The 11,596-nt window shown below is 52.4% G+C and carries 11 protein-coding genes; 6 read left to right on the top strand and 5 right to left on the bottom strand.

Features of this window, described 5'->3' with window-relative positions; genetic code table 11:
- Positions 1 to 345: 345 nt before the first annotated feature.
- Positions 346 to 963 (top strand): HNH endonuclease, encoded by a 618-nt coding sequence (locus A6X21_RS20220; RefSeq protein WP_013109468.1) that lies wholly within the window; start codon positions 346 to 348, stop codon positions 961 to 963.
- A gap of 168 nt (positions 964 to 1,131) precedes the next feature.
- Here the strand turns inward: A6X21_RS20220 and A6X21_RS20215 are convergent, their stop codons facing one another.
- Together A6X21_RS20215 and zwf are read right to left on the bottom strand one after the other, a co-directional pair.
- Positions 1,132 to 1,473, bottom strand: a complete 342-nt coding sequence (locus tag A6X21_RS20215) for a hypothetical protein (protein ID WP_068851832.1) — start codon at positions 1,471 to 1,473, stop codon at positions 1,132 to 1,134.
- Between the two features lie 78 nt (positions 1,474 to 1,551).
- Complete coding sequence (zwf, locus tag A6X21_RS20210; RefSeq protein ID WP_068851829.1) at positions 1,552 to 3,120, bottom strand: glucose-6-phosphate dehydrogenase; 1,569 nt, start codon at positions 3,118 to 3,120, stop codon at positions 1,552 to 1,554.
- 617 nt (positions 3,121 to 3,737) lie between these two features.
- Here zwf and A6X21_RS20200 point away from each other — a divergent pair.
- From A6X21_RS20200 to A6X21_RS20170, 5 genes are all read left to right on the top strand, one after another.
- Positions 3,738 to 4,199 (top strand): MarR family winged helix-turn-helix transcriptional regulator, encoded by a 462-nt coding sequence (locus A6X21_RS20200; protein WP_068852328.1) that lies wholly within the window; start codon positions 3,738 to 3,740, stop codon positions 4,197 to 4,199.
- A 397-nt stretch (positions 4,200 to 4,596) separates the two neighbouring features.
- On the top strand, positions 4,597 to 5,070 hold the full coding sequence (locus A6X21_RS20190; RefSeq protein ID WP_068851818.1) for a NanQ anomerase/TabA/YiaL family protein: 474 nt from the start codon (positions 4,597 to 4,599) through the stop codon (positions 5,068 to 5,070).
- A gap of 388 nt (positions 5,071 to 5,458) precedes the next feature.
- Positions 5,459 to 6,253 (top strand): S1 family peptidase, encoded by a 795-nt coding sequence (locus A6X21_RS20180; protein WP_083233800.1) that lies wholly within the window; start codon positions 5,459 to 5,461, stop codon positions 6,251 to 6,253.
- Between the two features lie 154 nt (positions 6,254 to 6,407).
- Positions 6,408 to 7,892, top strand: a complete 1,485-nt coding sequence (murA, locus tag A6X21_RS20175; protein ID WP_068851812.1) for a UDP-N-acetylglucosamine 1-carboxyvinyltransferase — start codon at positions 6,408 to 6,410, stop codon at positions 7,890 to 7,892.
- A gap of 32 nt (positions 7,893 to 7,924) precedes the next feature.
- Entirely contained in the window at positions 7,925 to 8,416 is a 492-nt protein-coding gene (locus A6X21_RS20170) for a M50 family metallopeptidase (protein ID WP_083233770.1), read from the top strand.
- Positions 8,417 to 8,536: 120 nt separating this feature from the next.
- On the opposite strand, the gene ilvC is transcribed toward A6X21_RS20170, so the two are convergent.
- From ilvC to A6X21_RS20150, 3 genes are all read right to left on the bottom strand, one after another.
- Complete coding sequence (gene ilvC / locus A6X21_RS20165; RefSeq protein WP_068851809.1) at positions 8,537 to 9,541, bottom strand: ketol-acid reductoisomerase; 1,005 nt, start codon at positions 9,539 to 9,541, stop codon at positions 8,537 to 8,539.
- A gap of 579 nt (positions 9,542 to 10,120) precedes the next feature.
- Positions 10,121 to 10,666 (bottom strand): acetolactate synthase small subunit, encoded by a 546-nt coding sequence (gene ilvN / locus A6X21_RS20155; RefSeq protein WP_068851804.1) that lies wholly within the window; start codon positions 10,664 to 10,666, stop codon positions 10,121 to 10,123.
- A 463-nt stretch (positions 10,667 to 11,129) separates the two neighbouring features.
- Positions 11,130 to 11,492 (bottom strand): hypothetical protein, encoded by a 363-nt coding sequence (locus tag A6X21_RS20150; RefSeq protein ID WP_068851801.1) that lies wholly within the window; start codon positions 11,490 to 11,492, stop codon positions 11,130 to 11,132.
- Positions 11,493 to 11,596: the final 104 nt, after the last annotated feature.

Below are 11,596 nucleotides of genomic sequence, written 5' to 3'. Positions count from 1 at the left end.
AAAGAAGATTTCACTCGAACCTGTTGGCTTTTGGGAAGTGTGTCGTTTTCGCAGGTTCAGGTCAGCCAGACTGACCAGTTCCCTGCGGCTCAAAGAAAACAACAAAATGAAGTGAAATTCATGTGACCGCAGGGAGCAGAATCGTTCTGATCAAAAACCAGGGAATTGCCGCAGGATTTTTTGACGGTTACAATTCGCAAACCGATTGTGGATGACGACGCTCTGAAATCTGTACTGATTGCTTGTGGTTAGTATGTGACGGGTCTTGATTCACAGTTTGTGTTTTTGCCATAGCACCAACGTGATGGATGATCCAGCCCGGAGCAGGAAAGGAATCAAGTCGCGATGATTGCGGGTCGAACGACAGGTCTGCATGCGAGCGTCCTGGCATTGAATCGCCATTACGCTGCTGTGCAGGTGATTTCCGCCAAGCGAGCCTTTTGCCTGCTGGCGAAAGAACTGGCTGAGGTTATTTCCGTAGAAGAAGGTTCTTATCAATCGCTTGATTTTGGACAGTGGCTGGAAATCAGCCAGATCAAAGCCTCTCTGGGAGATTACGAAGAGGATGCGGACTGGGTCCAATCGGTCAGCTTTGCGATTCAAGTTCCCAAAATCATTCGTCTGTTGTCTTACGATCGCATGCCCCGCAATGCCGTCAAATTTAACCGCCGGAATATCTTCTTAAGAGACGAGAATCGCTGCCAGTATTGTGGCAAAAAGTTCAGTTTGCACAAACTCAGTCTCGATCATGTCATGCCCAAAAGTCGAGGCGGGCCGACCTCGTGGGAAAACATCGTCTGCTCGTGCCTCGATTGCAATGTTCGCAAAGGTGGCCGAACTCCTCACGAAGCGGGCATGAAGCTGATGTCCACGCCCTCCAAGCCCTCTCGCAGTCCCACGATGCAGCAACACCTGGATTCGTCCAAGTATCGTTCATGGAAGGCGTTCATCCATGGAGAGTGATTTCTGAGCCGGGTGACTCATGGTTAATTCATGACACAGTCAGTTCATGACATGCTCAGTTCATGACACGGTCGGTTCATGACACGGTCGGTTAATGAGTCGTGCAGTGCCGACTTATCGTTGTGCCGGGGTCTCAACTTAGCCGATCTGCTAATTCGTCGAACGTGCTTACGGTGCTTTCTTTTTGGGTCGAGCAAACCACAGGAGGCCCACGAACAGGGCGGCCGCTAACACAAAGTACACCAGTGGAATGCGAACGCGGGACATGACGACGATGGCCAACGTCATGCCGCCGATCAGCCACCACGAGAATTTCGACCGCAGGCTGAGATTCCATTGTTTCGGGCCCAGGAGCCAGAAGGCACCCACCACGATCCCGATGCGGATCAAAATTCCCCCCAGGCCATCCGCCTGTTCGCGATCTGTTAGAATCAGAAAGATCGCCGTCCCGAGAATGCCTATGGCAAGCCACCCCAGCAGTGTGCGATTCACTGGGGCGGACGGTGCCATTCGATTTCCTGGGACATGAGAATTTGCAAAGGGATGAATTCAAACCCGGAGGTGTGACCTCGCCTGATCGAGCTCGGATTACGTCGCTGGTTTCAGTTCACCCGAAGGACCTGATTCTCCCGGTGTTCGCCAGCGATGGCCAGACTCCCAAAGGAGTTCATCGGCTTCACGCGGCCCCCACGAGCCTGCTCGATAAGGTTCCGGAACCACGGTTTTCTTTTCCCAGAAATTCAGAACCGGATCCACAAATTGCCAGGCGGCTTCCAGCTCATCACTGCGCATGAAGAGTGTGGAATCTCCGCGGAGAACTTCCAGCAAGAGCCGCTCGTAGGCCTCTGGCAAAGCCTGAGTGAAGGCTTCTTCGTATTTGAAATCCATCTTCACGGGATGAATCTGGTACTGCATGCCGGGTTGCTTGGTCGAGAATCTCAGCGAAATGGATTCACTGGGCTGAATGCGGAAGATCAATGTGTTCGGACGAGCCCCCACGAGGTCACAGATATCTCCTTCACATTCCACTGTGCTGAAGAGATTGAGCGGTGGAAGTTTAAATTGAATGGCAATCTCGGAAACTCGCTTGGGAAGCCTTTTGCCCGTTCGCAAATAGAACGGGACGCCGGCCCAGCGCCAGTTGTCGATTTCCACTTTCATGGCCACGTAGGTTTCGGTGCGGGAATCGGGCGCGATGCGATCCTCTGAGAGATAACTGATGGCGGTCTGACCATCGACCATCCCTGTGGAGTATTGGCCAGGAACAACCCAGGACGAAATATCACCTTTGTTACCAGGCCTTAAGCATTTGAGGACTTTCAGCTTTTCGTCATGCAGGTCGGAAGCCAGAAAGCGAGCGGGTGGCTCCATACCGATCAGGCAAAGTAACTGGAGCACATGGTTCTGCAGGACATCGCGCAGGGCACCCGATTTGTCGTAGTAACCGCCGCGACCTCGTTCCATCCCTTGAGATTCGGCCACTGTAATCTGCACATGTTCCACATGGCTGCGATTGAGAAGTGGTTCAAAAATCGAGTTTCCAAATCGGAACAGCAAGATGTTCTGGACAGTTTCTTTGCCCAGGTAATGGTCAATGCGATAAATCTGATCTTCACGCAGCAAACGCTTCAGATTGGCGCTGAGCTGCTGGGCCGATTCGAGATCGTGCCCGAATGGCTTTTCAAAGACGACTCGCAACCAGTGTTCGTCGTCACGATCCGGGATCATTCCCGCGAGTGACAGATGCTCGACGGCCGGTAAAAACAGATCTGGCGATGTCGCCATATAAATCACTCTGTTGGCACCGTGACCGGCCTGGGCCTCAAGCGCTTTCAGATCCTCATCCAGACCCGCATACTCGTTGGCATCCGAAATATCGGTCTGTCGGTAATAAAGCCGTGCTGAGAAACTGGCCCACTTTTCCGCAGGAATCTTTCCATCACGCACCGAGGACTGAATGGCCTCGAAGATCTCTTTGCGAAATTCTTCATGCGATTTTTCGCGACGGGCCACCCCCACGATTGGTGACGTATCACTGAGATAACCATCATTCCAGAGGTCGTACAGCGCGGGCAGAAGCTTGCGTGCTGTCAGGTCGCCGGAGGCACCAAAAATCACCACGGTTGCTTGAGGTGTCGTCGTCGACTGACCAGTCATTTCTGTTCCTTCAGGACGGCTTATCGCCAGAAAGGTTGATACGAGGCACTGTTTCAATCAGAGAGCGTCCGGCTCTAGGAGCATCCTGCCATGGGGACACAATTTGAGCAACTCCCCATGGCCGGTTTCACATCACCACTCCACATCATGAATGCAAAACCATAGCACGACAAATCATTTCAATAGAAACCGATTACGGCGGCAAAGAGCAGGTCGACCCGAGCGTTTCGATGAAATCTTTCCTGGCGAGTGATTGGCTCGCCAAGACCAACTGAACACTTGTTCCGTCATAAAGTACAAACGCAACGAATAGCCGTAAAAACAGCAGAGATCATCGCATTTCTACCAACTCGATTCCGTGTAGCTTCTGTGAATCGGCGATTGTTTCGGCCCAGAAGTTGGATATTCTGAATAGGGTCAAAATCTTTGACATAACAACCTTGTCAGTTTTATCAACATTTAAATGCTCTTGCGAATCGTTCGCAGGCGAAGTCCAATCATTAACTGGCGATTTGACGACCATTCAGCAAAGATCGTTCGCTTGCTCAATGATCGACAGTTTGTCTGTTTTTCCGACACCACATCTTTTCGTCTCCTCCTTTCAAATTGGGCCCATCTTGAGACAGTATGATTTCGAAAGCAGTGTGGGGTATTGGTTAGGGACAGCCACACAAAGTTATCAGAGAGCACTGAATGCCGAACTCGAAAAGTACGGCATCACCTATCGTCAGTCCCATGTGATTGGCTGGCTGGCGAAAGACAAGGAACTGTGCCAGACCGAACTGGCCGAGCGGATGATGATTGAACCGCCCACACTGGTGCGAATTCTGGATCGCATGGAGCAGGCGAAACTCATCGAGCGGACTGAAGCCTATGGCGATCGCCGCAAGAAGATCATTCGACTGCTCCCGGCTGCCGAGCCGATCTGGGAAAAGATTGTCGATTGTGTCCTCGATGTCCGCGCGATGGCTGTCGAGAATTTCACAGCCGAAGAAATTCAGTCACTGATTGCCGGGCTGAGAAAACTGCACGATAACGTGGTGGCACAAATTCCTGAGGTTGTTCAACCTGTCTCTTAGACAAGATCAGGAGCGCTGCGCGTCGGTTCGTCCTGTCGAATTCGATGAACTTGAAGCCATGATCTGAGTAGAAATTCCTGAATTGCCATGGTTCGAGCAATACTGACGACTTTTCTTTTGGCCGCCGCATTGCTCCTGAGTGCTTTGCTGATCGATGTCGCCAGAAACCGTGGCATTTCCCGGAACAGCGAAACCTATCGACTGCAGACTGCTCTCAGAAGCACAGTTCAAGAGTTTGTCAGATCGCTGCGTGGCAGTGACCTGCCAAATGAATAACCCAGAGTTCTGATCTCAGGGCTCTGATCTGGCGTGAAACGACAAATTCGCGCAGGGATTGTCGCTTCAGGCTTCATGGCCCCAAGCAGGGATCCGTGTCAAATAGGGACCAGGGCAAACTGTGATCATCGACGAACTCGCGAACCAACATTTTTACACCCATTGTCACCCGGCTATTACCAGAGCGCTGCAATTCCTTGCTTCGCCAGCCGCCCATGAATTACCCACGGGAAAACATCACCTCGATTCCGATGCGCTCATCGCTATTGTCGAGGAGTATCAGACGAAACAGCCGACGGATGCTGTCTGGGAATCTCATCGAAAATATGTCGATGTCCAGTACATCGTCCGTGGAGAAGAAGCGTTTGGGCTCGCGCGGAGTTCCGACAATCTTGCCATTCGCACACCCTACTCGGATGAGAGAGATGTCGTCTTTTACCATCCGGGAACACAGCGATTTGTCGCAACAGCCGGGATGTTTCTGGTCTTCTTTCCGCAGGATATCCATGCCCCCGGACTGGCAGTCAATCAGCCCAGTCCCGTTCGCAAGATTGTCATGAAGGTGCGCGGCGACTGGGGCGTCGAACAGGATTGAAGCTCTGCTTGCATCCATGGCTATCCACTGGGCCACTGAGTCACTGGGGCACTGGGCCACGGGGCGCTGGTGAGAAGTTGTTCCATTTCCCGAACCGATCATCTTTTTGGCAGTAGATTTTCCTCCAGGGGCACGCAGCCTGTTCACGCCAGAAAATGAGACGTGGAGTCACCAGCCTGTTTGAGCGTCGATTCGTCGGCAGGCATTTCTGTGGTGGCACCATCTAAGACCTCAGAGGTGCGAAAAGACTCGGGATCTGCGATGCTACTGGTTGATGATGGCCGACTGCATCAAACCTGCATGGTGGGCATATTTTGAGAATCTGCCTGTATATCAGTCATTGCCACAATCACTCGAACTCATGGCGATGAGTTACCAAGGAGACTGGATGCTGGTTCCTGAACTGTTCTTGCGAGTTGCCAAAGTTGAAACCTATGGAAACGGCCAATTATTGACAAATGCCAGCGGTTTCTTTTTCGAATGGCAATCTGAGCTTTATCTCATCACAAATCGGCATGTCTGCTTCGATCAAATGGCGGGGCATCATCCCGACAGTCTCAAACTTCAGTTGCACACGGTGCAGGACGATCTCACAAAGAGCGGGCCTCTCGAAATCCAGCTCTACAAGCAGGGCATGCCTTTGTGGAAGACTTATCCCCGCCCAGAAAACGATATCGATGTCGTGGCTGTTCCGCTGCCTGGTAAACTGCTCAAGCAGAATTACGTGATTTCCAGCTTTGGAGCCTCCGATATTCTGGGCCCTGAGGAAACGTTGCCACCTGGCCAGCAAGTGCTCATCACCGGTTTTCCCCTTGGATTCCACGATACGCTGCATAACCTGCCACTTGTCCGGCAGGCCGTGGTCGCCAGCGACTTTTCGAGACCTTTCAAGGGCAACCCTTATTTCGTTACCGATGCACGGACACATCGCGGGACCAGTGGATCACCTGTGGTCACCAAATTACGCAGACCCACACAGGTCGCTGGTCAATTTGAAGATCGCTGGTGCCTGTTAGGAATTCATGCCGCCACGTTAGATGTTTCCAATCGAGACCCGATGTACGATGATCGACTTGGGTTAAACGTCACGTGGTTTGCCAGTTTGATCCCACAAATCATTGAAGGACGACTGCCAGGGAGTCCATCTTCCGCAGAGAGCAGCGATGCGGTCTGCTTCAATTAATCGCGAAGCTCAAGGCGCTCGTTTCGATCAGAGGCAATACGCACTCGAAAACTGACATTGCCAACAATTGTTTGTCATGTTGAACTCACATTAAGATCATGCGGGGCAAGGTCAGCGATTCACTTGCCAGATTGAAATCGAGAGGAGTCCATGGATGGACATGCTGATTATTCGGGGAGGAATCCCACTGGCGGGCAATGTCCGCCTCGCTGGCGCCAAGAATGCCTCGCTCCCGATTATGGCAGCATCGATTGCCGTCAGTGGTTTATCACAATTGCGGCGTGTGCCTCATCTGGCTGATGTCTCGACATTGACACAAGTGCTCGAATCATTGGGAGCGGTCGTCACCCGGGATCTCTCGACTGGCGAACTGACGATCACCCCTCCCCACGCAACGACCGGTATTGCCGATTACGATCTTGTCAGGCGAATGCGAGCCAGTGTCTGCGTTCTGGGCCCACTTCTGGCACGCTGGGGAAAAGCCGTGGTTTCACTTCCCGGCGGGTGCAATATTGGTCACAGGCCCATCGACCTGCATCTCAAGGGATTGGTGGCACTGGGAGCACGCATTCGTATTGAAAGAGGCTACGTTCACGCCGAAGCGACGCGGCTGCATGGCGCAGAGATTTACCTGGGTGGTCCCTTTGGCAGCACGGTCACAGGGACAGCCAATATCATGACAGCCGCCAGCCTGGCGCGAGGGATAACTCGAATCTCGGCAGCAGCTTGTGAGCCGGAAATCGTCGATCTGGGAAACTATCTGAATGCTGCCGGGGCCCGCATTACCGGGCACGGTACACCCGTCATCGAGATTGAAGGTGTGGACGAGTTGCATGGGGTGGAGCATGAAGTCATTCCCGATCGGATCGAAGCTGGCACGATGATGATTGCTGCCGCAGCCACTTGCGGCGATGTGTTGATTGAGGATGCCCAGCCGCGTCACCTTTCGGCAGTGATCGACATCCTGCGTCAGATTGGCGTTACCATTGAACCTTCATCCACGAATGATGGCCGGACGGGCCTGCATGTTTCAGGTGCCGCCCACTTGAATCCGGCTGATTGCACCGCGTTGCCTTATCCGGGAGTGCCGACCGATCTTCAGGCACAACTCACCGCTCTGCTTTGCCTTGTCCCGGGAATCAGCGTCATCACTGACAAGGTCTTCCCCGACCGGTTTATGCATGTGCCAGAATTGTTACGAATGGGGGCACAAATTCGTCGGGAAGGGGCGAGTGCCATTATTGCCGGGCCCGCACATTTGAGTGGTACGAATGTGATGGCTTCCGACTTACGAGCCAGTGCTGCCCTGGTGATTGCCGCTCTGGCTGCCGAGGGAGAATCTGTCATTCGTCGTGTGTATCATCTTGATCGCGGCTATGAAAAGCATGACGAAAAGCTGCGACAACTCGGTGCACAGATTCAAAGAACAACCGACCATCCCGAAGCACTGCCGGAGAGCCTCCGCATGACGGGAGAATCCACGATGGAGCAACACAAGATCGAGGAGATCTCGAGCAGGTTCACTCCACCTTTCCAGAATCAGCCGACAAAACCTCATTTTCTCAGCGACGGTTATTCGATTGCCAGGCCTATGGTTTCACAATCCGATGATTCTTCAGGACCAGTTGTCGATCTTTAATCGTATTCATTTCTCGGGTTATTGAACCCCTTATGGACTCCGCACCGCTTCCACAGACCGAATTGACTGCGACCGCCTATCACGAAGCGGGGCATGCGGTGGTCGCACTTTTTCTAGGTCGACCCGTTCACGAAGTGACCATCGAGCCCAACAGCTTGCGCCTGGGGCAATGCCGACTGAACAAAGGAAACTTCAAGCCCAGCAAAGATGTGCTCGAAGGCGAAATCCTGATTCTCCTGGCGGGTGTCGCGGCTGAAGCCAGGTATCGAGGCGATTATCGCTGGGAAGGCGCCGTGAGTGATTTAAGACAAGTCAGACATTTTTCGAGTCTGCGGGCGACCAACATCAAGCAAGTCGAACGTCTGGAACAGCGGCTGCTCAATAAGGTCGAGCATATTCTTTCCCAGGCAGGCCCATGGCTGGCCGTCGAGGAGATTGCCCGGGAACTGATCAGCCGTACGACCATCAGCGGTCGCTCCGCCAGACATCACTTTGACCTCGCCATGGAGCGATTTGCCAAATAGGAGAATTCGACTGGCAAATTGTCTGACAAAAAATTGACCCCGGTTGCAGCGAGTACAACCGGGGCCATTCTTTTTCGAAGCGAGAGATTCCTGGGAATCGACGCTTTCGATGTTTACGGCTTAAAACTCTTTTGCATTGATCCACTTCATCATTTTGCGAAGATCGCGGCCGACCTTCTCAATCTGATGTTCGCGTTCACGGCGGCGGACAGCCTTGAAGCTGGCCTGATTCACGCGGTTTTCCAGCAGCCAGTCACGAGCGAACTGACCGGATTGAATCTCACCCAGAATCTTCTTCATTTCCTGCTTGGTTTCAGGAGTGATGATTCTTGGGCCACGGGTGTAATCCCCATACTCGGCAGTGTTGGAAACACTGTATCGCATGTAGTTCAGACCGCCCTGATAGAAGAGGTCGACAATCAGCTTCATTTCGTGCATACACTCGAAATAAGCCATTTCGGGCTGGTAGCCAGCTTCAACGAGAACTTCGAATGCCGCCTTGATCAAGGCACTGACACCGCCACAAAGAACGACCTGTTCACCGAAGAGATCGGTTTCGGTTTCTTCGGCGAAGGTGGTTTCGATCACGCCGCCGCGTGTTCCACCAATCCCTTTGGCGTAGGCCAAGGCCAGTTTACGGCTGTTATCGGAAGCACCAGGCCACAAAGCGATGAGTGATGGGACTCCACCACCCTTTTCATATTCGCTACGGACGAGATGTCCTGGGCCCTTGGGAGCGACCAGAGCGGCATCGACACCTGCAGGGGGTACAATCTGACCGAAGTGCAGGTTGAAACCGTGTGAGCAGAGCAGCAGAGCATTGGGCTTGAGGTTCGGCAGAATTTCCGCTTTGTAAGTATCCCCCTGCACTTCATCCGGGAGGAGGATATTGACAAGATCGGCCTGCTTGACGGCTTCAGCAATTGACAGGGGCTTGAAACCATGGCTGACAGCGAGGTCGTAGTTCTTACTGCCAGGACGCTGACCGACGACAACATTCAAACCACTGTCACGCAGGTTCTGAGCCTGGGCATGCCCCTGGCTGCCGTAACCTAGAATTGCGATGGTTTTCCCTTTTAACAAAGAGAGATCAGCGTCATCGTCATAATAAACCTTAGCTGCCATGGTGCTGTGATTCTTTCGTAGAGTGTCAAAAAGCAACGAGTCTCGCTCTGTTGATTAACAGACAGAGTTGATGAACAGACCGAACAAACCAGCGATGCCCGCCCAAAGTGGTCAAACCTTCTCAGGCATCAATCAACGAGCAAGTGAGTTTAATCAATTTCCGCAGATTTTCAGCCGAGCGGGCACCAATTGCAAGAAAAGGTGCCAGAAGTTCGGTGATCGCCGTCAATTCCCGTGAATTCGAACTGACGAAAAGGGAATCGCTTCACCAGAAATTGTGACACTGCACCCATTCGGCTTAGACGATTTCCAGGAAGTAACAGTTTGCTGATGGTTGCGAAGACATGCTTGCCCAGAGCTGCGAGCATGGCACACAGCCGTCAATTCCCGTGAAGTTGAACAGACGACAGGAGAATCGTTTTACCAGAAATTGTGACCCTGCATCCATTCGGCTTAGACGATTCCCAGGGAGTAACAGTTTGCTGATGGTTGCGAAAACATGCTTGCCCAGAGCTGCAAGCATGGCACGCAACACACAGAACACAGCACACAGAGCGCCTACATTGCCTGGAAAACGGCTCAGACTTCGATTTCGACTTCAGAAGTGTCGAAAGGGGTCGGAGGCTTCAGAGCATCCTCGACAGACAACGACACTTCCCGAGCGAGCGCAATCCGTCCGGTACGAACCAGTTCCAGAATGCCAAAAGGTCGCATCAGATCGATAAAAGCGTCGATTTTGCGTTCCGGCCCGGAGAGCTCGATCATGACATGGCTCTGGCCCACATCGACGATTTTGGCACGGAAGATTTCCGCCAGTTCTTTGACCTTGGAAAGTCCACTGTCCACCGTCGAGACCTTCAACAGCATGAGATCCCGCTCAAGAATGTCCTGATCCCGGTAATCCATCACCTTGACGACGGTGACAATCTTCTCCAGTTGCTTACGGACCTGATCAACAACTTTATTGTCGCCTGCCACAACAAACGTGATCCGAGAAAAATCAGGCCGTTCCGTCTCTCCGACAGCCAGACTTTCAATATTGAATGCACGGGACGCCAGCATTCCGGAAATATGGGCCAGAACGCCTGGCTGGTTCATCACCATGGCGGACAAAACATGTTTCATCATCGACTTGATCTCTTAATTGATACGCTTCAAACAGGATGTGACGAGGCGAATTGAAACCATTCAATTCTGGCTCATCTCCTGAGACCAGATAAAAGTCATGCCATAGCAATCATTCGATTGTCAATTGGACGCTGCCAATCCTGACACGGACAATCGTGCCGGTCGAATGTTCACTTTGCCAGATGACAAAATCTCTCTCGCCTCAGAACTTCCTGAATTCACAGGAAGTCTACTTCCGCGCTCATCGATCCACAACCTGGCGCGTCAGCAGGGAGTGTTGACCCTGTGTCACAAGCGGGACGATGCCATGAGAAGCCAGAGAAAGCCGAGAGAAAGATTCACTGGTCATGCATTGAACAGTTTTTGGCAATTGGCTTTTCGCCGAAATCAGGGAGTGGAATTCCGGGCCAAAAACCCAGCTAACCGGAGGACTGCAAACCAGATCTCAGCAAACGAGAATTTAGCGCATCCCACCAGAAATCTGTGCCACCCGCGTGGTATCGGGGGTGTTCATGCCGTTCTGTGAGCCCTGAGAAAAGGTGTCTTTTGTGGGAAAGCGATCGGCTTTGAACCACTTCTCGAACAAAGTGGCATGCCGCAGCCTGGGATCGTTCATGGCGACCTGATGCTGCTTGCCTCGACGAGTTACCAGTTGCAAGGTGCCATCGGGAGAGACGGAGCGAACTGTCCAGTACTTATCAACGTAGTAGTTGTAAGTTTCGCCATAAGGGGCAGGGCGCACATCCTGGGCACGCGGCCCAGGCTCAGTACTGAACTTGGTGATTCGAAAAACCACATAGTCACCTGGATGAAACTGCGCCATCTGTACACCTTCAAACCATCGACCACCAACCCTTACATGAACCAACAGTCACCATCTACTTTAATTATTACGCCATCTACCAATTCGAGACAAGTTCGGAAACC

The organism is Planctopirus hydrillae (assembly GCF_001707835.1).
Lineage (GTDB): Bacteria > Planctomycetota > Planctomycetia > Planctomycetales > Planctomycetaceae > Planctopirus > Planctopirus hydrillae.
This window is presented reverse-complemented; position numbering and strand designations above follow the sequence as displayed.